Here is a 21,880-nt window from a genome sequence, read left to right on the forward strand (position 1 = left end):
TTCCGCGCGTTAATTGCTTCCTTGAGTATCTGCCCGTCACTGTCACCCCTCAACGCGGATAGTGCGCTCTACTGTCCGTCCTGACCGAGCGGGGCTGTGGGCCGTGAACGGAAACTGATCGCGGAAAAGACAGCCGAAAACCGACGGCGGCGAACGCCCTACTGCGTCGTCACTTCACACCCGTCTTCGGTCACGATCACGGTATGCTCCTTCTGGCTGACGAGGAAGCCGTCGTCCTCCTGTAACACTGGATAGCCGTGGACGATATCGTTTCGCTTGAGCCGACGCAGGGCCATCTCCGCCCGATCCGTCTCGAGCCATCGCGTCGCGAACGGCAACGTCTTGAACTCGTCGGTGATCTGTGCGAGCGCCTCGCGGGCCTGTCGGTTTCGGACGGACCCCTCGCGTTCGAGTCCGAAAATCTCCTCGGTCGCGCCCTCCGTGACCTTGCCGCCGCCGTCGGTCGCGAAGGGTTCGATTGCAACGACATCGCCGACCTCGAGCGTCGTTCCCTGGGAAACGGCGCGGTTCGGAATGTTGGGACTGGTGTGTTGCTCCCAGTGGTCCAGCCCGTGCCCGGTGAGATTAACGACCGGGTTGTAGCCGTAGCCGTCGATCACGTCTTCGATCTCCGCTCCGATCTCGCCCGTCTCGACGCCGGGTTCGACGATCTCGAGAGCGGCTTCGAGCGCCTGCTCGGAGGCCTCCGCGAGTTCAGGAGTGCCCGAGAGGTCGACGGTGATGGCGGTGTCCGCGAGCCAGCCGTCGACGTGGACGCCGATGTCCAGGTTGACCATTTCTTCACCGAATGTCGAGTCGTCGTCGATCGACGGGGTTGCGTGGGCAGCCTCTTCGTCGATCGAAATGTTGACGGGGAACGCCGGTTTACCGCCGAGTTCGCGGATTCGGTCCTCGGCGTATTCCGCGATCTCGAGGTGGCTGACGCCGACCTCGACGCGTTCGGCAGTCTCCTCGCGCACCTGTGCGAGGATATCGCCCGCTTCGCGGTGCTTCTCGTACTTCTCAGACTGGAGGTCCACCTGCTCCTCGGAGTCGGCCATGCACTGGAGTTGTACCGGTCGGCAAAAAGAGGTTGCGTCTCCGATCGCTGCGGGATGGCCTCAGCGATCCGTCGCCCGCGCCGTCTGCATCGCGGCGCTGTTGTACGCCGAGCCGAGCGTCCCGGCTGCATCGACGGCGATCACGCCGGCGGTCGAGCCGGTGAGTTCGGCGAACTCGTCGATCGCGAGTTCGGCTGCCGCGTCGGCGTCGCGGCCCTGTTCGATGTGTCGGGCGACGCGTCGCGAGAGCGTGACGCGGGCGATGTCCTCCCCGGCACCGGTTGCGCTGACGGCGGCGGCGGGTGCACAGTAAAAGCCGGAGCCGACCTGCGGGACGTCGCCGACGCGGCCGGCGAGTGCGAGCCAGCGGCCGCCCGTGGAGGTCGCGGCAGCGAGGCGGCCGCTGTCGTCATCGAGGGCGACGGCACCGACGGTGTCGTGATCCGTCGGATCGCGATTCGGCGGGCCCTGTCCGGCGGCGTCGTGATCGAGGGTGCTACCGTGCGGGTCGGTCGCCGTCCGTGCTGGCTGGTCTATTCCGCCGTTATTCTCGCCGTCGCGTCCGCCCGGGTCCGTTCGGCCGTACTGGCCTTCGATCCACGCGAGTTCACTTTGCACACCGTCCGTCGGTCGATCGAGTTCGGCCCACCGCTCGCGCGTTCGCTCCGACCAGAGGTCGACGCCGGTTTCGATGCCGAACGCGTCGGCGAGCGAGACGGCGTGATCGCCGGAGACGAAGCCGTGTGGTGTCGCTTCCATGACGACGCGGGCGACGCTGACCGCGTGTTCGACGCCCGGCATCGAGCAGGCGGCACCGACCGCCCTGGAATCGGTCATGATTCCCGCATCCGTGCGGATCTCGCCGTCGCTCTGAACGGCGCTGCCGACCCCGGCGTTGAACCGCGGCGAGGATTCGAGGACGTGCAGCGCCGCTTCGACTGCACCGACTGGATCGGTCGTCGTTGCACCGGTTGCGGCAGCCTCGTCGAGGACTGCCCGTCGCGGGGACGGGTCGTCGGGGTCGCTACCGGCACCACCGTGGACGAGTACCTGCATACCCTGACTGACGGGGACCGGTCATAACGAGTTTCGGATTCGACCGACGGTCGGCGGCGGGTGAGGACGCACCGAAACGGACATACTTACCACGGCAGCACGAGAAGCGCCACCGACGATGACGACGCCAGCCGCGTTGCTCGGAGTCTTCTGTACGGCGATGGCGCTGCTCGCGGTCGTGCGGCTGGGAATCGAGGCGGACTGGGATCGGGTCGACCTCGGCTCGACGGCCCTGGTCGTCGGGATCGCGCTGCTTTCGATACTGTGGACAGTTCGTATCCACTCGCGACTTTCGGGCGGCGCACAGCTCCTGCTCGCGCTGGCTGGCGGGTCCAGTTGCTGTGTCGGCGGCTGGTTGCTCGTACGCCACTGGGACGAAACGGGGAGTGACGATGTCGGTCCGAAGGGACCCCGTTCCTGAAACCGGGGGCGACGCGCCGGGAAGAAAAACGCGATCCGGACGCCGGAATGGTACACCGGTGAGGACGCTGTCAGCCGTCTCCCGGAGACCAGCAATACTAAACGGGACTCCGGATTCAAAGAACGGTCGTTGCCCGACAGTCACGACCGAGAGCGCATCTGTCACAGAGCACGCCCGTGAAAGACAACGCTCCGCCAGGTCGCGTTCTCATCGGAGTCTCTCCACAGACGGGAGTTTACGGGCAGCGCTCGGCGTCTCGCCGACGGTTCCGATCACCGAACTCGGTTCGGCTCTCGTCTCGGACTGCTCCCCCTCGGTGAAATTCCCTCGTCGGGCCCGCGTGCAATATTCGCCGGTCGCAATAGAAATGGTAGCCCTTTTACCACAGTCGGAGAACCCTCTAGACGAGATGAGCTACGACAAGATCGAGGTCCCCGAGGACGGGGAAAAGATTACGCTGAAAGAGGGAACCGAGGACGAACTCGAGGTCCCCGATAACCCGATCATCCCGATCATCCACGGCGACGGCGTCGGCAGCGACGTCGGCCCGGCCGCACAGAAAGTGCTCGAGGCCGCAGCGGATGCGACCGGCCGCGAGATCAACTGGATGCGCGTCTACGCCGGCGAATCCGCCCGCGAGAAGTACGACGAGAACCTGCCTGACGAGACCGTCGAGGCGATCAAGGAACACCGCGTTGCGATCAAGGGCCCGCTCACGACGCCGGTCGGCGCCGGCTTCCGCTCGCTGAACGTCGGGCTGCGAAAGCTGTTGGATCTCTACGCGAACGTCCGTCCGACCTATCATCTGGACGGCGTTCCGTCTCCCGTCTCCGAACCGGAACAGATGGACATGATCACCTTCCGCGAGAATACGGAAGACGTCTACGCCGGCATCGAGTGGGAAGCCGGCACCGACGAAGTCGAGCAGGTCAAGGAGTTCGTCGAGGACGAGATGGGCGAGGACGACGTCATCCACGACGGCCCCGTCGGCATCGGCGTCAAGCCGATCACGGAGTTCGGGACCAAACGGCTGGTTCGGCGCGCGATCGACTACGCCCTCGAACACGACCGCGACTCGGTCACGCTGGTTCACAAGGGCAACATCATGAAGTTCACCGAGGGTCAGTTCCGCGACTGGGGCTACGAGGTCGCCGAAGCGGAGTACGGTGACGAGGTCATCACCGAGGACACCCTCTGGGAGGAGAACGACGGAGAGGCGCCCGAAGACGCTGTCGTCGTCAACGACCGCATCGCGGACAACATGCTCCAGCAGCTGTTGACCCGCACCGACCAGTACGACGTCATCGCGACGATGAACCTGAACGGCGACTACATGTCCGACGCCGCCGGTGCGCAGATCGGTGGCCTCGGCATCGCCCCCGGTGCCAACTTCGGCGACGGTCGCCTGCTCGCCGAACCCGTCCACGGCTCCGCACCGAAGTACGAGGGCCAGGACAAGGTCAACCCGACCGCCATGATCCTCTCGGGCCGCATGATGCTCGAGTACCTCGGCTGGACCGACGCTGCAGACCTCGTCCGCGACGCCGTCGAAGAGACCATCTCGGAGGGCTTGGTCACCTACGACCTCGAACGCCAGCTCGACGACGCCGAGAAACTCGCCACCAGCGAGTTCGCCGACGAAGTCGTCAGCAATATCGAGGAACTCGCGTAAGCGCGAGCGCGGCCGACGCGGTTTTTCTATCCGCAGTTCTTGGTTCGTCTCTCAAACATCGGTAGTTGACGACTGTGACCGATCGGAGTCCGGTTTTGGCCGGTTGTCCGGAGTCGTAACGTACTCGAGAGCCGAGACTGAACGAACACACGATGGTCGACGTACGTGTCGCCGACGCGGACGACGCGCGCGAGGACGCCTTCGATGTTCGCCACGAGGTGTTCGTCGACGAACAGGGCGTCGACGAAGCGCTCGAGTACGACGAATACGACGAACCCGAGTCCGACGCCGTGCACTTCGTCGCGTACAGCGACGACACCGACGCCTGCGACGCCCCCGACGCCTCCGACGCGGATCCGATCGGCGCTGCACGGCTCCGAACGGCGGACGCCAGCGACATCGGGAAGATCGAACGCGTCGCCGTTCGCGAACCCTGGCGCAAGACCGGCGTCGGTCGCGCGCTCATGCTCGCCATTGAAGCGCGGGCCGACGAGCAGGGACTCACCGCGCTCACGCTTCACTCTCAGACGCACGCGGCCGGCTTCTACCGTGAACTCGACTACGAATCCATCGGCGACGAGTTCACCGAGGCGGGTATCCCGCACGTCAAAATGCGAAAACGGCTGGACGGGGACGAACACTGAGGACTCGCCGGAGTCGACTCGGTGCGATGGGACCGGAGTTACCGGTCACCAGTCACCGGTCACCGGTCACCGGGATCGGTACCGCGGAGCACCCTGTAGAGGACGTACGCCCCGATCGCAGCAGCGCCGGCACCGAGCGTCGTCGGAAGCGAACGCCGCTGGAGGAGCCTGGTGTACGAACTCGTCTCGGCGACGTGGCCCTCGTAGTCGCCCCGTTCGTCGAGCGTCCCGGACGGGGTGTCGAGATCCCGCTCCGGCTCCGGGCCGGAGGGGCGGTCCGTTTGCTGGCGATCGACGAACACCGCCTCCATAATCCGATCTAGCAGTCCCGGTGCGTAGCGGTCGAGCACCGTGAGACTCTTGCCGCCCCCGCCGACGGTTACCTCCCGCTGTGGGTGCGCTGCTGCGTGGAGAATCGCCCGCGCGACCGTCTCCGGTGCGTACACGGGCGGCGGGAGCGTCGGGTCGTCGTCCATGTAGTTTTTCGCGTGATCCGGGTACGGGGTATCGATCGAACTCGGTTTGACGAGCGTCACGGAAACGGGAGCGTCCTCCTCCTCGAGTTCCATTCGCAGGGCATCCGTGAATCCTTTGACCGCGTGTTTGGACGCCGAGTAGCTGCCTTGCAGTAAGATGGCGCGCTCGGAGGCGATGCTTCCGATATTGATGAGTGCGCCGCCGTAATCCCGGTCTTGCTCCTGCGCTCGCTCGCGGAACTGCTCGGTGGCTTCGAACGATCCGTACAGGAGCCCCCAGACGTTGACGTCGAACTGTTCGTGGAGGTCCTCGATCGGAATCTCTCTGAGTTTGCCGTAGATCGGGACGGCGGCACCGTTTACCCACGTATCGAATCCGCCGTAGGTCTCCCGTGCGACCCGAGATATCTCGCGGATGTCGTCGGGCTCCGATACGTCGGCGACGACGTATTCCGCATCGCCACCCTCGCGTCTGATCTCTTCGGTCAACTCCGCGAGGGCCGCCTCGCTCCGGGCCACGAGAACTAGTCGCGCCCCGCGGTCGGCTGCCATCCGCGCGGTGGTCAACCCGATGCCGGAGGATGCGCCGGTGATGACGATCACCTGCTCGTCGAGCGGCTTGAGTGCTACAGTCATGGCACAGTAGCGTCGACGTCGAGACGGTGAGTCGAGTTCAGAAACGGAACCGAACGCTGGCCGACCAGCAGGGAACGTGAACTCGTAAGTTCGAGACGACAACGCGAGTGATCGTCCTGTCTCGCTATCTTGGGTATCTGCATTCGACGCTCCTACGGCAATGATACCCTTGCGACCGCCGCCTGTATTCGCATGGTCGACGGTTCGGAGACCCAGCGCGAACCTGAACGGGGCCGTCCGCGGCCGAGTTCGGACGACGCTACGCCGGATCGTACCCGGGGGACTCTCCCTGGTTCCCGAGCAACGCGACCGCCAACGTTTCCGTAATTTCGGCGATCCAGTTAGCGAGGTGTAAGGTGACGAGTCCGAGGACGACGCCCAGGGGAACCGCGACGACGGATTCCGCGACCGTGTCGATCTCCCAGTCGAACACGACCGTCGACGAAGAAACCGGCGCAAGGACGAGCGCGAGCGAGCCGATGCCACCGAGGAGGAGGAGAAACGTCACGATGAAACTGAAGACCGATTTCAGGACGAGAAAGCCCACGCCCTTCCAGGTCGTCTGCGAGCGGACGAGTTCAACGAGCGTCGAGACGAGACCGTCGTCCGCGACCGTTCGCCGGTCGGCCGGCCGCCGGATGTCGGTCGTCAGCAGTCGGTTGGCGAGTCGCCGCTCGAACGCGGCGAAGTAGCGAGCGCCGACGATGGTACACAGTAGGATCGGGATCCCGACGAGGACAACCGCGAAAATAGCGCCCAGGAAGCCGAGCGTGAGTCCGAACTGGTAGACGATTCCGATCGGGATCGCCAGGAGCAGGTAACAGAGGTTCCGGTAGGTTTGGCGCTCGGCGGCGACGCCGACGAACGACCGGACCGAGCCGGGAACGCTCCGGAAGGGGGTGCGCTCGCTCATACCGGACGATTCGACCGCGGCCCCTAAAATATCCTCGATCGAACACGTTCCGGCGAAACGGGTTACGGCTCCGTCACCAGTAGCGCTCGCGAACGTATCGCCCCGCGAGTCCGCAAATCGCAAGCACCATCGCGGCCGCGAAGGCGACGACGAACACCGACACCGGGTCGCCCGCCGTCGCTCCCGTTAGTTCGTCCAGCACGAACTCGCCGGCGAGGACGGTCGCGACGGCGAATAGCGCGAGCCCGCCCAGGTTTTCGAGCGCCGAGTTCGGCTCCGAAACGACGGCGGGATCGTTGAGCAGGTAGAGGATCACCGCGAGCGCAAAGGGCGTGCCGACCAGCCCGAACGCGAGGACGAGCACCAGCAGTTGGACGAACGCCCCCTCGAGGAAGACCCCGAGCGCGGAGCCGAGCGCGACGACGACGAGCGCCGTCCGGTAGCGCGGGTCGGCGACCGACTGCTCCCAGCCGAGTTTGTCGGCGACGAGATAGGGCGGCACGATCGTGTTGCCGCCGAGCGTCGAGACCGCGGCCCCGAGGAGCCCGATCAGGAACACCCACATCGCGTGCTCGCCCGCGATCGGCCCGAGCGCCTCCGCGGCCTGAATCTCCGTGATCGTCGCCGGGTCGAGCCCGGTCCCCGGCAACACGCTCGCCGCCACGAGGAAGACGGCGAGGCTAAAGCCCCCGAAGGCGACGAGCAGTGAACTCGCGACGTCGAAGGTCGCGATGTCCCGGTCCCGTTCGGTCCAGCCGCGGGCGCGCATCGTGTAGCTCTGCATCGTCAGCAGCGTGATGTGGACCGCGCCGCCGAGGACGCCCGCGGCGACGATCGCGCCGCCGGCCGGCAGTTCGGGAACGAGCCCGGTCGTCGCCGCGGCGGGGTCGATCGGAACGACGACCAGCGAGGCGACGAACGCGAGAACGACCAGCGAGACGAGTACCTTGGCACCGATCTCGGCGGTCCGGTAGCCGCCGCCGGCGAGGCCCAGCGCGAGCAACACCGCCCAGGTGAGCCCCCAGAGCCGCGGATCTGCAAGCGCGGTGAGTCCGGCGTTGCCGACGATCGTCGCGCTGACGTCCGCGAGCGTCTTCATGATCGCCAGTTGTGCGAGCCCGGCGGCGAGGACGGCGTCGACGACGAGGACCCAGGCCCAGAACGAGCCGAGGTGACCCTCGACGACGGCGACGATACCGGCTTCGGTGAGCAAGCCCAGCCGCATCGCGAGGTACTGGCCGACGGTACCGAGGACGGCCGAGAGGACGACGACCCACAGCAGCGAGTAGCCGAAACTCGCTCCCGCGACCAGCAGGCTGACCATCGTCGCCGGGCCGGCCGCGATCGCGCCGGCGAGCCACGTCGGCCCCAATCGTCTCACAAACGTCCCGATTCGTCCGAGCGACCGTTCGGTCGAGCGCGTCTCGGCTGCCATTGGGCACCCTTGCCAAGCCCATTATATAACTCCGTGGTATTCAACCGTGGTATCGGGGCCGACTACTCCGATTTCCAGGTCGGGTCCTCGCGGGGCGGACTGAAGATATCGACGCCACGAACCGTCACCTCGCCCCTGTTCTCGGCGGCGTGTGGCTGGTCGCCGGGCAACGCGTAGGAGTCGCCCGAGCCGCAGACGAGTTCGTCGCCGTCGGTGCGGAAGGTGAGTTCGCCCTCGTAGATGAATCCCGTCTGTTCGTGGGGGTGGCTGTGCTCCTCGACGGTCGCGCCGGGTTCGATCTCGAAGTGCTGAACGTTCATCGAGTCGGACCCGGCCATGAGCGCCAGGTGAACTCCGTCAGCGGCTTCCGTGCTCTCAACGCCGGCCAGTGAACGCCGTTGCATACGAGCGGGGACGGGGGGAACCCCCAATAATGTACGGGCTGGCCCCTGCTTCCGACAGGTATCAGAGCCGGGATGTGCGTTCCGGCGTGACTGTCACGGGAGGGTGAACGAGGGTTGAACTTATATCCCCGCACCCGACGACAGCGGACCGTATGGACGCGATGGTCATCACCGAGTTCGGCGAGACCGATGTCTTCGAACGGCGTGATATGGACCGCCCGGAACCCGGGCCGACCGAACTGCTCGTCCGCGTACACGCGTCGTCGGTCAATCCCGTCGACTGCAAGATCCGGCAGGCCGGCTCGTGGGCCGGCATCGCTCCGCCGACGATCATCGGCTACGACGTGTCGGGCGTCGTCGAGGATATCGGCGGGGCCGTCGCGGACTTCGAAGTCGGCGACGAAGTCTTCTACACTCCCGAAATCTTCGGCGAACAGGGGAGCTACGCCGAGTTCCAGACGGCGGACGAGTCGATCGTCGCGCCCAAGCCCGAGTCACTGTCCCACGAGGAGGCCGCGGCGCTGCCCCTCGCCGCGGCGACCGCCTGGGAGGCGATCGTCGCGCGGGGCGACGTGACGGCCGGCGAGACGGCCCTGATCCACGGTGCCGGCGGCGTCGGGGCGCACGCGGTCCAGATCGCCGACGAGAGCGGCGCGACGGTGGTCGCCGTGACCAGCCCCGAGACGGTCGATCAGACCGACGAACTCGGTGCCGTGCGAGCCATCGATTACGAGTCCGAGGACTTCACGGACGTGATCGACTCGGAGTTCGACGAGGGCGTCGACCTCGTCTTCGACACCGTCGGCGGCGAGACGCTGGTCGACAGCACCGCGGTCACGAATCCGCACGGCCGACTCGTCACGATCCTCGAACCCGAAGGGGAGTGGGGGAGCGCGTACCAGCAAAACTACACGCTCGAGATGTGCTTCTTGGAGCGCGACCGCCGGCCGCTCGACGCGCTTCGCCGACTCGTCGAGGCGGGGCGGCTCGAATCCGTCATCGACTCGGTGCTTCCGGTCACGGAGGTCGCGCAGGCCCACGAAATGGTCGAGGGAAGCGGGCTGACGGGCAAGGTCGTCCTCGACGTCGACGGCGCGTGGTAAACGGCGCGCCGTCATCGGGCGCTATTCACTTTCGCCCCGGTTGCCCAACCTTCAACTACGACGCTCTCCCACGAACCAGCATGTACGCCGTCGTCGGCTGTAGCGAGTGTTCGAACCTCTGGATCATCGAGGGGCGCTCCGAAACGACCCAGTGCCCCCGCTGTGGCACCCGCCGCGCCTACGAAAAGCGCAAGAAGTTCGTCGAAACCGACGACGCGAACCACGCCCGCGAGGTCCGCGCCTCGATGCTCGCCAACCGCCAGGACCAGGGCGAAGCCTTCGCCGAACTCGACTCCTTCGACGCGCTCGAGGACGACGTTGCAGGCGGCGTCGTCGACGACGCCGAGTACATCGAACAAGCGGGCCTCGACGCCGCTGAAGTCGAGGCGGCCGGCGACCGCGACCCGCGCGGCTCCTCCCGAAGCGGAAGCAAGAAAGAGATCGTCGAACGGGCGCTCGCCGAACTCGAGCGGCCGACCGAGGACGATATTATCGCGTTCGCCAGCGAACACGGCGTTTCCCCCGAGTTCACTCGAGATGCACTCAAAAAACTCGCCAGGCGGGGGACGGTGAGCGAGAGTCGAGGGCAGTATCGGCTGCTCTGAGCCGGCATTCGCGCTCGTTTCGCGGCCGGCGGAACGGCACGGCTTTACATCCGCTCTCGAAATGACGGCTATGGTCGAAACGGTGGATGTGCAGCGAGAGGTGATCGGGATCGGGTCGGCAATTGCGGTGCTTCTCGTCGGTTACGGGACGGCCATCAACGAGACGATCGGCGGCGTTCGAACGACGATCCTCGCGACCTGGGTCTTCGCTGCCACGTTCGCCCTTCTGGCCCTCTTACACGGTTCCTACGGTCGGCGAGACTTCGCCGCGGCTCATGGCGGCGCAGCCGTTGGACTGCTGGCCTTTTTGCTCGCGACGGCCGGCCCGCAGGCGCTCGTGGGACTCCTCGTGTTCGTCGGCAGCGGTGCGTACATCGCGATCGCGACGCTGCGCGCTCGGCCGACGACCGCGTCGTGAGCTGAACTCGATGGGAAATCAGACCGCTCCGGAGGTACTGCTGGCTGCCCGTTATCGACCGAGATCCTCGTGAGCGCTCGCCAGGTGGCGCGAGGAAAGCGCCGCGAGCAGGGAGAGTTCACCCGCGAGTGCGCCGACGGCGATGATCTCGGCGAGGGCGTCGGCGTTCGAGCCGGCGGGATCGCCGCCGCCGCGGAGGCCGAGAACGTCGAGGGCTTCGGCCTGCGTCGGGAGTTTCGTCCCGCCGCCGACGGTGCCGACTTCGAGGGAGGCGAGCGAGACGGCGGCGTAGAGGTCGGTGGTGCCGTCCTCGTGCTCGCGCTCACGGCTTCGCCGTTCGTCGGACCGAGGCGACGCCGTCGCCTCGCGGGCCTCCATCGTCGTGATCGCGTTCGCGGCCTCGACGACCTGGGCCTCGTCCTGGCCGGTCGCGAGGAAGGCGGCGGCGACGACGTTGGCCGCGTGGGCGTTGAAGCCGAGGCTGCCGGCCTTGGCGCTGCCGGTCAGGTTCTTACGCGTGTTGGCTTCGGCGATGGCCTCGGCGGTCGTGTGCAGGCGCTCCTCGACGAGTTCACCCGGAATGACGACGTCGGCGGTGACGGAGCGGCCGCGGCCCTCGACGGCGTTGATGGCGGCGGGCTTTTTGTCGGAACAGAGGTTTCCCGAGAGGGCGACGAGCGAGGCGGGCGTTTCGGCCTCGACGAGTTCGCAGGCCTCGCCGGTGGCGATGGTGACCATGTTCATTCCCATGGCGTCTTTGGTGTCGTAGGCGAACCGGAGGTAGACGGAGTCGCCGACGACGTAGGTGTCGACGGCGAGGAGTTCGCCGTGACTGGTGGTCGACTCGGCGGCCTCCCGGAGTGCGTCGACGTTGTCGTCGACCCACTCGATCGTCTCGGCGGCCTCGGCGACGCCGTCGACGCGGAACACGGGGGCGCGAGTCATGCCGTTCTTCGTCACGCGGGCGTCCGCGCCGTCGGCGTCGCGGATCACCGAGAGGCCGCGGTTGACCGACGCCAGGAGCGCGCCCTCGGTCGTCGCCAGGGGGAGGTAGTGCTCGCCGTCGGCCGCGCCGCCGGAGACCGAGACGGGACCGACGACGCCCATCGGAATCTGAGCCGCGCCGATCATGTTCTCGACGGTCGACTCGGCCTGCTCGGCGGCGAAGGCGTAGTCGGCGGTGGCGTCGAGTTCGGTATCGGTTTCGCGTTCGACGAACGTGCGGCGAGCCTCGGCCGCGGTGTCGGGGTCGGCGTGGTCCTCGAGTTCGTGGATGCGGAGGTCGCCGTCCTGCACGCGGTCGGCGAGGGCGTCCGGATCGGTTGCGGTCATGCGTTGGTGGAGACGGCGATGCGCCCTAAGGGTTGCTGATTGTTTGCGCACCGGTCCAGGGAACGAGCAGGGGTCAGAGAACGGGAAGCGGCACTGGTCACCGGCGACCGACGGACACCTCGTCGGGCCGACAACCACCGAGTTCTTTGTCGGCGTGGCTCCTCAGGACGACCATGACCGAAGCCGCCGATCTCCTGCTCACCAACGCGGCAGTCCACAGCCTGGCGGAGCCCGATACCGTCACGGAGGCTGTCGCGATCCGCGACGGCAAAATCGTCCGTCTCGGCGACGCGTACGAAATCGAGTTCCTCGAGGGCGTCGAAACCGAGGTGATCGACTGCCAGGGACGGACCGTTCTGCCCGGGTTTATCGACGCGCACACGCATCTCGACCACCTGGGCGAACGGTTGGTCCACGCCGATCTCTCGGCCGTCGAGAGCCGAGCGGCGGCCCTGGATGCGCTCGCCGCGCAGGCGGATTCCCCGGGGGGTGACGACGAGACCGTGGGCGAACGCAAGCGCGGGGACGAGCCCGACGACTGGCTCCTCGGCTTCGGGTACGACGAGAGCACGTGGGCGGACGCGACGGACTACCTCACGCGCGAGGATCTGGATCGGGTGAGCGACCGGCGACCCGTCGCCGCGTTCCGGGTCGACGTGCACACGGCCTCGCTGAACTCGGTCGCCCTCGCTCGGCTCCGAGACGACCTCCCCGAGGACGACGTTCGGTTCGCGGACGGCGAGGCGACCGGCGTCGTCGTCGAAGATGCGGTTGGCGTTCTCAGGGACGCGGTCGCCGCCGGCCCCGCAGCGATGAGAGAGATCATCGCGGCCGCCGCCGAGCATGCCGTCTCCCGCGGCGTCACCGGCGTCCACGACATGGTCCAACGCTCGACGGCCGCCCGCGCCTACCGCGAGCTGGCGGCCGCGGGCGACCTCCCGCTACGCGTTCGGATCAACTACTGGAGCGACTACCTCGACGATCTCGCTGCCGTCGGCCTTCCGACGAACGCGGGCGACGAGTTCGTCCGCGTGGGTGCGATCAAGTCCTTCTCCGACGGGAGTTTCGGCGGGGAGACGGCGAAGGTGTTCGAGCCGTACGTCGGCGCGGATGAGGACGCGGCAGCCGTTGATGTCGACGAGAGTGAGGACGGCGCGAGCGACAACGCCAATCGCGGCCGGTGGGTCGTCGACCCCGACGACCTCGCGGCCATCGTCGAACGCGCCGACGCCGCGGACCGCCAGTTGTCGATCCACGCCATCGGCGACGAAGCCATCGAGGAAACCCTCTCGCTGCTCGAAACGACGTCCGACCCGGCCGGGGCGCGCCACCGCATCGAACACGCCGAACTCGCGACCGACGACCAACTCGATCGCATGGCCGACGCGGGCATCGTCGCCTCGATGCAGCCGAACTTCCACCGCTGGGCTGACGAGGGCGGCCTCTACGAGCGGCGACTCGGCGAGGAGCGCCGGACGCGGACCAACCGGTTCCGCCGAGTTCTCGAGGCGGGCGTCCCGCTCGCGTTCGGGTCGGACTGCATGCCGCTCGACCCGCTGCTGGGGATTCACCACGCCGTCACCGCGCCGACGGAGCCACAGCGGCTCTCGGTCACCGAGGCGATTCGGGCCTACACTCGCGGCGGTGCCGACGCCGGCTTCGACGAGGATCGCCTCGGCACCGTCGCGGTCGGCAAGCGGGCCGATCTCGTCGCGCTCGAGCGGTCACCGTGGAAGCACCCGGATCGGATCGACGAGATCGACGTCGCGATGACGGTCGTCGACGGTGAACTCGTCTTCGACGGCCGCGAAGAGGCGACCGAGCGCTACTAGTACACTCGCGAGACAGACGCCGTCGGCAACCGGTTGAAACCACTAACTGGCTCGTGGCCGTAGCGAGGCGGGATGCGCTCACGCAAGCGCCGATCCGGACGATGAATCTCCGCGAGAGCCTGCGGATTAGCTGGCGGTCGATCACGTCTCACAAACTCCGGTCGACGCTGACGACGCTCGGCGTAATCATCGGCATCGCGGCGGTGATCACGTTCGTGGTCCTCGGCTCCGGCTTCTCCGAGAGTATCGTCGGGGACATCGAGGCCGATCAGGAACCGGTGATGATCGTCCAGACCCAATCCGAGCCGGAGAACGGGTTCGGCATCCTGACGGTACAGACCCCGATATACACCGAGAGCGACATCGAGGCGCTCGAGGGGATCGACGGCGTCGAGTCCGTCGCGCCGCAGGGACCGCTCGACGTGATCCAGACGGGGACCGACGACGAGCAGGTGACCGGCGTCGTCGACGTGCAAGCGACCACGGCCGACGCGTTCGAGTTCTCGACGTTCGTCGACGGCGAGGCCTTCGACGGTGCGGCCGCAAACGAGGCGGTCATCAACCAGCAGGCGAGTCAGGCGTTCGAGGAGAACGTCTCGGCCGGCGACGAGCTGACGCTCACGTTCGAGGACGGCGAGACGACGACGGTCACGGTGACGGGCGTCACCGAAAGCGAACTCGGCGGCCAGACGCCGCCGCAACTCTACCTTCCCGCGGAGGAACATTACACGACGACGATAGAGACGCCCGACGGGGAGACCGAACGCGCGTATCCGTCGCTGCAGGTGGGTGCGGAGAGTCTCGAACAACTCGATCCGACGCAAGAAGCCGTAACCGACTACCTCCGAGACGACTCCCACGCGGCCGAGCTGAAGCAGGACGACGAGGACGTCGCGGTCCAGACGATAGAGGATACGATCGACCAGTTCATGGACCTCGTCAATCAGCTGACCGGCTTCGTCGCCGCCGTCGCCGCGATCGCGCTCGTCGTCGGCTCGATCGGCATCGCGAACATCATGATCGTCAGCGTCACCGAACGAACGCGCGAGATCGGCGTCATGAAATCCGTCGGCGCGACGAGGCGCGACATCATGCAGTTGTTCCTCGTCGAGGCGGTCGTGCTCGGGTTAATCGGTGCCGTCTTCGGGATCGCCCTCGGACTCGGCGTCGGCTACCTCGGCGTCCAACTGGTCGACTGGCCGATGGTCTACCCGGTCGACTGGATCGCCATCGCCGCCGCCGTCGGTATCGGCGTCGGCGTCGTCTCCGGCCTCTATCCGGCCTGGCGAGCCGCCAGGGTCGACCCGATCGAGGCGCTTCGGCGCGAATAGAACCGAGAATTCGGGCGCGAGACTCGAACCCGGCACACGCCCGGAACCGCCACCGTTATTGTGTCAAGTTGAGAGACGCAACTGAAACAGATGCTCGGACCCGCCCTTTTCCTCGTCGGCGTCGTCGCCCTGCTGTACACCGGTTCGCAGTTACGACCCGCCTACCACGTCTACCGCGGCGATACCAACGACGTGATTGCCGTCGAACGCGCCGAAGAACCGGTCGAAATCGAGGGCACCGCAACCGAACTCGACGGAACCGTAACCGCCCCGCTGAGCGAGACGCCGTGTCTCGCCTACGAGTTCGAGGTCGAAGAACTCCAGTCCAGCGGGAAGAACTCGTCGTGGAACACCGTCGACGAGGGGGCCGCCGCCGTCCCGTTCAGACTCGAAGACCGCACGGCGAGCGTCCGCGTCGATTCCGCCGGTGCCGACCTGGCGCTCTCGACCGCGGTCACCGTCGACGTCGACGGCGGCGATCCCGAACCGGAGCCGATCCGCCGGTTCCTCGAAACCGAATCCGACCTCGAATCCGAGAACACCTCCCTCGACCTCGGCGTCGTCGAACTCGCGACCGGCAACGACCGGAAGTACCACGAGCGGCGGCTCGAACCGGGCGATGACGCCTACGTCTTCGGTCGGTCCCGCTACGACGTCGAGGCGCGAGAGACGATGCGCGATATCAGCGCCGTCATCGAGGATCGTCCGGAGTCGCCGGCGTTCGTCGTCTCCGATTCGTCGCAGGACGGGGCGGCCCGCCTGCTCGCGAAACGGTACCTCTCCTGGCTCGCCATTAGCGCCATCTTGCTCCTCATCGGCGGGTGGATGACCGTCGCGATGGTTGTCTGAACGCCGGCGGTGGCTCACGTTCCGTTCTACCGTCACCCAGCATCGGAAACGGGAGTATACATCCCACCTCCCCGAACTTCTGTCGCAGTGAGTTGCTTCGTTGCACCACTACGTCTGACGGGAGGACGCGGGCGACTCGTGCGACCGGAGACTCTTTTATCGATCGCGTGTATCCACCGGCCATGGAAATCGGTCTCATGATAACGTCGTTCGGGGACGTCGATCAGGCGGACGTCGCCGCCCGCGCCGAAGAACGCGAGTACGACGCCGTCTGGGTCGGCGAACTCTGGGGTGCAAGCGGCGTCGTCCAACTCACCGAGATGGCCTGCCGGACCGAGGAGATCGAACTCGGCAGCGCGATTTTGAACGTCTACTCCCGGACGCCGGCCGTCCTCGCGATGACCGCCGCCTCGCTCTCGCGCGCGTCGAACGGCCGATTCACGCTCGGGCTGGGGACGAGCACGCCGAAGGCCGTCGAGGACCTACACGGCCGCTCGTTCGACCGGCCCGTTCGGCGCGCCCACGAGACGATCGAGCTGCTCCGGCGGTTTACCGCCGGCGACGGCGACCCCGTCTCCTACGAGGGCGAACTCCTTTCGGCCGCGGACTTTCCCTCGCTCGACGCGCCGGTGCCGATCTACCACGCCGGCCTCGGCCCGGCGAACCGCCGCGTCGTCGGCCGCCTCTGCGACGGCTGGATTCCGCACAACATTCCGTTTTCGCACCTCGACGAAGCGTTCGAGGCGGTCGCCGACGCCGCGCGCGAGCGAGATCGAAACCCGGACGAGATCACGATCGCACCGTACGTCCCGTCCGCCGTCAGCGAGGACTCCCGAGAGGCACGTGACACCCTCCGCCAGCATATCGCCTACTACGTCGGCAGCGGAGACGGGTATCGGCGCGCGGTCTCGATGACGTTCCCCGATCAGGCGGAGCGAATCGCCGAAGCGTGGCGACGGGGCGACACCGGCGAGGCGACGGCGGCGGTGACCGACGAGATGCTCGCCGACCTCGGCGTCGCCGGAACCCCCGAGCAAGCCCGCGGCCAACTCCGGACGCTCCTCGCGGAGACCGGCATCGACCGTCCGATCATCGTCGTGCCGGAGCCGGCGTCGAGTTCAGTGGCCGAGACGACGATCGATGAACTCGCGCCGGCGCGGTTGTAGCGGGGGGCTCGAGAAGGGGCGCTATCCGGCATCACTTTCCGCTCTCCCGTCTACCGAAGCGGCACGGAGCGACCGTGTCGGATCCGCCTGGCCGCGCCGGCCGATGCGGCGGCGGTCCGCGAGATCTACGCCCCGTTCGTCGAGACGACGACGGTCTCGTTCGAAGTCGAGCCGCTGTACGCTTCGTTGCTCTCGGTGCTGTCGGTCCAGGGGTATCGGAACGCCTACGCGGTCACGACGCTGCCCAATCCGGCGAGTGTGGCCCTTCACGAGCGGTTCGGATTCGAACCGGTGGGAACCTTTCCGGCGGTGGGATACAAGCACGGGCGGTGGCACGACATTCGGTGGTGGTATCGGCGATTGGACCCGGAGTCGGCCGCGAAACCGGACCCGAATCGAGAGTCGGCGGCTTCCGAATCGGAATCGACCGACCCGTCGCATCCCGCCGATCCGGCGCTGCCGATGCCCCTTCCCGACCTTCGAGCGCGCGACGGCGACGAACTCGGGGCGGCGCTCCGAGTCGGCGAATCGTCCCTGTCCTGATGGAATCTGTCGGCTCCACCTCCTCACTCGAGGTCGACGCGACAGCCGGTCGACGCCGATTCGTAAGCCGCTTCGATCACGCGGGTGTCGATGAGCCCGTCCGCACCGTCGGGTTCGGGCGTCGCGCCCGTGAGCACGCAGTAGCCGAAGTAATCGAACTCTTCGCGGACCTCGTCGACCGGCGGTCCGGTGTGTTCCACGCGAACTTCGCCGCTCTCGACGACCATCTCCTGGGGGACGACCCCGCCGAACGGGGACCTAACCGAGAGCAGGCCGTCGCTCCCGGTCAACTCGAGCCAACTGTTCGCGTGGGCGCCGAAACTCGCCGTACAGGAGGCGGTCGCGTCGGTCGGGAACTCGAGTTGGAAGGTGACGTGTTCGTCGACGCCGATCGAGACGGAATCAGTACTCGAGGCCGTCGTCGCGTACACGCCCGTCGGATCGCGGCCGAGGACGAACCGCGTCGTGTTCAACGGATAGATGCCGAGGTCGACGAGTGCGCCGCCGCCGGCGAGTTCGGGGTCGAACCGCCAGGTATCGGGGCCGGTCGCGGCCACCAGTGGGTGCGAGAATCCGGCGTGAACCTGGACGATGTCGCCGATAACGCCCGCGGAGACGAGTTCGCGCGTGCGGCGGACGGCGGGTTCGATCTGGAGGCGATAGGCCGTCATCAGCGTCACGCCGGCGTCGTCACAGGCGTCGATTATCGTCTGGACGCGGTCGGGCGTCGTTTCGAGCGGCTTCTCGCAGATGACGTGCTTGCCGGTGCCGAGATCGGCTGCAGCGGCCGCGTAGCGCCCGTGTAGCGCGTTCGGCGTTGCGACGTAGACCGCATCGTACGCCTCGGTGTGGGCACCCGCGAGGAAGGCGTCGTAGGTGATGACGCGACCGATATCGAACGTCTGGGCCAATAACCGTCGCTGGTCGGGCGAGCCGGTGACCAGCAGCGTCGGCTCGCAGTACTCGCTCTCGGCGATCGCCGGAATCGCCCGGTTTCGCGCGAAGCCGCCGACGCCGACGATCGCGAGCCGAACCGTTCCCTCGACCGGCTCGCGCTCCCAGTCGCGCCGGGTGAACTCGTCGAAGATCGACTCGAGTTCGAGTGCCATTGTCCGGTCGACCTACGACGGATGGTGCCGAAAAGAACCGTGCCGTCGGACGGGAGAGTCTGCGTATCGAATATGTTATCGTCCGTGATAGACGACGAAGCGGTTCGCAATCGGCGCATCAAACTCCTATTGAGTGTCAATATCGGGTATTGAAGGAAAAACTTATTCAATAGTCCCGTATGTGGCTAGAGTACTCACGAGTAGACACGATGGTAACGATGGAAACGACGGAGCTGGAAACCGATTTGAGTCTGTTCAAATACGACTCGCTCGAACAGCTTCCACCACGGTATCGGGATCTCGAAGAGAACGAACGAACGGAGCGCATCGACGCCGCGCTCGCTGAACTCGGCGACGATGTCGTAATCCTCGGGCACAACTACCAGCGACGCGAGATCGTTGAACACGCGGATTTCGTCGGGGACTCCTACCAGCTTTCGAAGGAAGCCGCCAACGCTGACGCCGAGTACGTGATCTTCGGCGGCGTGACGTTCATGGCCGAGAGCGCGGACATCATCACCGACGACGACCAGACGGTGATCCTCCCGAGCATGGAGGCGTCCTGTCCGATGGCCGGGATGGCCGAGGCGCTGCAGGTCGACGCCGCCTGGGCGGAAATCACGGCGGCCGCGCCGGACGACGACATCATCCCGATCACGTACATGAACTCCTACGCCGATCTGAAGGCCTTCTGTGCGAGTCAGGGCGGCCTCGTCTGCACCTCCTCGAACGCCCACCGCGCCTTCGAGTGGGCGTTCGAACGCGGCGACAAAGTGCTGTTCCTACCCGACAAGCACCTCGGGGAGAACACCGCCCACCGGCTGGGCATGGAAGACGACATCGCGGAGTGGGACCCCTGGGATCCCGAGGGCAAGGACGCCGAGGAAGTCGCAGACAGCGACATCATCCTCTGGGACGGCTACTGTCAGGTCCACGAGCGGTTCCGCACGGATCACATCGACCGGGTTCGCGACGAGCATCCGAACGCGCGGGTCGTCGTCCACCCCGAGTGCCGCCGCGAAGTCGTCGCGGCCGCCGACCGCGTCGGTTCGACGGCGACCATCTGCGACACCGTCGCCACCGCCGACCCCGGCGAGACGTGGGCCATCGGCACCGAAATCCACCTGACGAACCACCTCCAGCGCTGGCATCCCGAGGTGAACGTCCTGCCGCTGTGCGGCGACGCCTGCATGGACTGCAACGCCATGCGGCAGATCGACCCCAACTACCTCACCTGGGTGCTCGAAGAACTCGTCGCCGGCCGCGAGCGAAACGTGATCGCGGTCGCGCCCGACGAAAAAGAACTCGCGATGGTCGCACTCGACCGAATGCTCGACATCTAACGACCGGAATGATGACAGCTACCGATACCCCCGAAACCGCGGACGTGCTCGTCGTCGGCAGCGGCATCGCCGGCTGTTCGGCCGCCCTCGCAGCGGCCCGCGCGGGTGCCGCGGTCCTGCTCCTGACCAAAGCCGAGCGACCGGACGACGCCAGCACCGACTGGGCGCAAGGCGGCATCTCGACCACCCGCGGCGACCCCGCCGCGCTCACGGACGACATCATCGCAGCCAGCGACGACACCGCCGACCCCGACGCCGTCGGCACCCTCGTCGAAGCCGCCGACGAGGCGGTCGAGGACGTGCTCATCGACACCCTCGGCATCGAGTTCGACGAGACGGCCGCCGGTGAACTCGACTACACCCGCGAGGCGGCCCACTCCGAGCGGCGCATCCTCCACGTCGACGCGGCGACGGGCACCCACATCCTGCGCCCGTTCCTGAACCACGTCGACGATCGCGAGCGCATCGAGGTGCGACAGGACACGGCCGCGCTCGAACTCATCACCCACGAAGGCCGCGTTCACGGCGTCGTCAGCGACGAAGACGCGACTGGAACGCCGATCTACGCCGGAACGACGATCCTCGCGACCGGCGGCATCGGCGCGCTCTACGGTCGGTCGACCAACCCCGACGACGCCACCGGCGACGGCGTCGCCATGGCCGCACTGGCCGGCGCGGACGTGGCCGACCTCGAGTTCGTCCAGTTCCATCCGACCGCGTACGCGGGCGAATCCCCGTTCCTGCTCTCCGAAGCGCTGCGCGGCGAGGGCGCACTCCTCCGGAACGCCCGTGGCGAGCGGTTCATGCCCGACTACCACCCCGACGCCGAACTCGGGCCGCGGGACGTCGTCGCCCGCGCGGTCGAAACGGAACGCGAGGCGACCGGTAACGTCGTCCTCGACGTGAGCCCGCTCGAGTTCGGCGACGAGTTCCCGGGCATCGCCGAGAAGTGTCGCGATCGCGGGATCGGCGGCGACGAGATTCCCGTCGCGCCCTGCGAGCACTTCCTCTGTGGCGGCGTTGCGGTCGACGACCGCGGGCGCACGTCGCTCGAGCGGCTCTACGCCGTCGGCGAGTGCGCGCGGACGGGCGTCCACGGCGCGAACCGACTGGCGAGTACGAGCCTGCTGGAGGGGCTGGTCTGGGGGCTGCGGGCCGGCGAGGATGCGGCCACCGCCGGAGCCGAACCCGAGGTCGTCGAAGCGCCCGAGCTGCTGAATCGCGATCCCGATCTCCCCGAGCGCTTCGCCGCCGAAAAGTTCACGCGCCTTCAGCGGACGATGGACGAGTTCCTCGGGCTGGAACGCGACCCCGACGAAATCGCTCGCGCGGGTGCCGTCCTCCGGCGGCTCAAGGGCGAGGTGGACGCCTACATCCGCACCCGGACGGCGCGAGACCTGTACGAACTCCGGAACGCGAGCGTCGTCGCGCTGCTGATCGCGCGCGCCGCGGGCGAGAATCCGGAGTCGGTGGGGTGTCACTACGTCGTCGAGGACGAGTCAGTACCGGAGCAAACGGCAACCGATTGAGC

The 21,880-nt window shown here is 66.9% G+C and carries 21 protein-coding genes; 13 read left to right on the top strand and 8 right to left on the bottom strand.

All coding sequences use genetic code 11. The features are described from left to right. Positions 1 to 158: 158 nt before the first annotated feature. Together map and C481_RS15580 are read right to left on the bottom strand one after the other, a co-directional pair. On the bottom strand, positions 159 to 1,061 hold the full coding sequence (gene map, locus C481_RS15575; RefSeq protein ID WP_006110239.1) for a type II methionyl aminopeptidase: 903 nt from the start codon (positions 1,059 to 1,061) through the stop codon (positions 159 to 161). A 60-nt stretch (positions 1,062 to 1,121) separates the two neighbouring features. Beyond that, positions 1,122 to 2,117 carry an isoaspartyl peptidase/L-asparaginase gene (locus tag C481_RS15580; RefSeq protein WP_006110240.1) on the bottom strand — a complete coding sequence of 332 codons (996 nt, stop codon included), beginning with the start codon at positions 2,115 to 2,117 and terminating at the stop codon, positions 1,122 to 1,124. A 118-nt stretch (positions 2,118 to 2,235) separates the two neighbouring features. Here C481_RS15580 and C481_RS15585 point away from each other — a divergent pair, with 118 nt between their 5' ends. The 3 genes from C481_RS15585 to C481_RS15595 all read left to right on the top strand — a co-directional run bounded on the left by C481_RS15585 (position 2,236) and on the right by C481_RS15595 (position 4,854). Next, positions 2,236 to 2,538 carry a hypothetical protein gene (locus tag C481_RS15585; protein WP_006110241.1) on the top strand — a complete coding sequence of 101 codons (303 nt, stop codon included), beginning with the start codon at positions 2,236 to 2,238 and terminating at the stop codon, positions 2,536 to 2,538. A 409-nt stretch (positions 2,539 to 2,947) separates the two neighbouring features. Then, on the top strand, positions 2,948 to 4,210 hold the full coding sequence (gene icd / locus C481_RS15590; RefSeq protein ID WP_006110242.1) for an isocitrate dehydrogenase (NADP(+)): 1,263 nt from the start codon (positions 2,948 to 2,950) through the stop codon (positions 4,208 to 4,210). Between the two features lie 152 nt (positions 4,211 to 4,362). Next, on the top strand, positions 4,363 to 4,854 hold the full coding sequence (locus C481_RS15595; protein WP_006110243.1) for a GNAT family N-acetyltransferase: 492 nt from the start codon (positions 4,363 to 4,365) through the stop codon (positions 4,852 to 4,854). Between the two features lie 59 nt (positions 4,855 to 4,913). On the opposite strand, the gene C481_RS15600 is transcribed toward C481_RS15595, so the two are convergent. The 4 genes from C481_RS15600 to C481_RS15615 all read right to left on the bottom strand — a co-directional run bounded on the left by C481_RS15600 (position 4,914) and on the right by C481_RS15615 (position 8,718). After that, the gene (locus C481_RS15600) at positions 4,914 to 5,966 is read right to left on the bottom strand and encodes an SDR family oxidoreductase (protein ID WP_006110244.1); all 1,053 of its coding nucleotides are present in this window, start codon (positions 5,964 to 5,966) and stop codon (positions 4,914 to 4,916) included. Between the two features lie 259 nt (positions 5,967 to 6,225). Beyond that, positions 6,226 to 6,879 (bottom strand): sensor domain-containing protein, encoded by a 654-nt coding sequence (locus tag C481_RS15605; protein ID WP_006110245.1) that lies wholly within the window; start codon positions 6,877 to 6,879, stop codon positions 6,226 to 6,228. A 73-nt stretch (positions 6,880 to 6,952) separates the two neighbouring features. After that, positions 6,953 to 8,314: an NRAMP family divalent metal transporter gene (locus C481_RS15610; RefSeq protein ID WP_006110246.1), complete on the bottom strand. Its 1,362-nt coding sequence runs from the start codon at positions 8,312 to 8,314 to the stop codon at positions 6,953 to 6,955. Between the two features lie 62 nt (positions 8,315 to 8,376). Continuing rightward, positions 8,377 to 8,718, bottom strand: a complete 342-nt coding sequence (locus C481_RS15615; RefSeq protein WP_006110247.1) for a cupin domain-containing protein — start codon at positions 8,716 to 8,718, stop codon at positions 8,377 to 8,379. Between the two features lie 152 nt (positions 8,719 to 8,870). On the opposite strand from C481_RS15615, the gene C481_RS15620 reads away from it, so the two are divergent. The 3 genes from C481_RS15620 (at position 8,871) to C481_RS15630 (ending at position 10,844) form a co-directional block, all read left to right on the top strand. Beyond that, positions 8,871 to 9,821 carry a zinc-binding dehydrogenase gene (locus tag C481_RS15620; protein ID WP_006110248.1) on the top strand — a complete coding sequence of 317 codons (951 nt, stop codon included), beginning with the start codon at positions 8,871 to 8,873 and terminating at the stop codon, positions 9,819 to 9,821. Positions 9,822 to 9,901: 80 nt separating this feature from the next. Continuing rightward, positions 9,902 to 10,426, top strand: a complete 525-nt coding sequence (locus C481_RS15625; protein ID WP_006110249.1) for a DUF5817 domain-containing protein — start codon at positions 9,902 to 9,904, stop codon at positions 10,424 to 10,426. 70 nt (positions 10,427 to 10,496) lie between these two features. Then, positions 10,497 to 10,844, top strand: a complete 348-nt coding sequence (locus C481_RS15630) for a hypothetical protein (RefSeq protein WP_006110250.1) — start codon at positions 10,497 to 10,499, stop codon at positions 10,842 to 10,844. 51 nt (positions 10,845 to 10,895) lie between these two features. Here C481_RS15630 and C481_RS15635 read toward each other — a convergent pair whose 3' ends face one another. Then, positions 10,896 to 12,176, bottom strand: a complete 1,281-nt coding sequence (locus tag C481_RS15635) for a hydroxymethylglutaryl-CoA reductase (RefSeq protein ID WP_006110251.1) — start codon at positions 12,174 to 12,176, stop codon at positions 10,896 to 10,898. Positions 12,177 to 12,349: 173 nt separating this feature from the next. Here C481_RS15635 and C481_RS15640 point away from each other — a divergent pair, with 173 nt between their 5' ends. From C481_RS15640 to C481_RS21320, 5 genes are all read left to right on the top strand, one after another. Next, entirely contained in the window at positions 12,350 to 14,008 is a 1,659-nt protein-coding gene (locus tag C481_RS15640) for an amidohydrolase (protein WP_006110252.1), read from the top strand. Between the two features lie 101 nt (positions 14,009 to 14,109). Continuing rightward, positions 14,110 to 15,339, top strand: a complete 1,230-nt coding sequence (locus C481_RS15645) for an ABC transporter permease (RefSeq protein ID WP_006110253.1) — start codon at positions 14,110 to 14,112, stop codon at positions 15,337 to 15,339. 90 nt (positions 15,340 to 15,429) lie between these two features. Beyond that, positions 15,430 to 16,188: a GIDE domain-containing protein gene (locus C481_RS15650; protein WP_006110254.1), complete on the top strand. Its 759-nt coding sequence runs from the start codon at positions 15,430 to 15,432 to the stop codon at positions 16,186 to 16,188. 182 nt (positions 16,189 to 16,370) lie between these two features. Beyond that, positions 16,371 to 17,354 carry an LLM class flavin-dependent oxidoreductase gene (locus tag C481_RS15655; protein WP_006110255.1) on the top strand — a complete coding sequence of 328 codons (984 nt, stop codon included), beginning with the start codon at positions 16,371 to 16,373 and terminating at the stop codon, positions 17,352 to 17,354. 30 nt (positions 17,355 to 17,384) lie between these two features. Further along, on the top strand, positions 17,385 to 17,897 hold the full coding sequence (locus C481_RS21320; protein ID WP_083860924.1) for a GNAT family N-acetyltransferase: 513 nt from the start codon (positions 17,385 to 17,387) through the stop codon (positions 17,895 to 17,897). Positions 17,898 to 17,920: 23 nt separating this feature from the next. Here C481_RS21320 and gfo6 read toward each other — a convergent pair whose 3' ends face one another. Continuing rightward, a complete protein-coding gene (gene gfo6, locus C481_RS15665) occupies positions 17,921 to 19,006 on the bottom strand; it encodes a D-xylose 1-dehydrogenase Gfo6 (protein ID WP_006110257.1) in 1,086 nt (361 codons plus the stop codon). A 209-nt stretch (positions 19,007 to 19,215) separates the two neighbouring features. Between gfo6 and nadA the strand changes: the two genes are divergently transcribed. Both nadA and C481_RS15675 read left to right on the top strand, forming a co-directional pair. Next, positions 19,216 to 20,349 (top strand): quinolinate synthase NadA, encoded by a 1,134-nt coding sequence (gene nadA, locus C481_RS15670; protein ID WP_006110258.1) that lies wholly within the window; start codon positions 19,216 to 19,218, stop codon positions 20,347 to 20,349. Between the two features lie 11 nt (positions 20,350 to 20,360). Then, a complete protein-coding gene (locus C481_RS15675) occupies positions 20,361 to 21,878 on the top strand; it encodes an L-aspartate oxidase (protein WP_049904707.1) in 1,518 nt (505 codons plus the stop codon). The last annotated feature ends 2 nt before the right edge of the window (positions 21,879 to 21,880 follow it).

This window comes from Natrialba asiatica DSM 12278 (assembly GCF_000337555.1).
GTDB lineage: Archaea > Halobacteriota > Halobacteria > Halobacteriales > Natrialbaceae > Natrialba > Natrialba asiatica.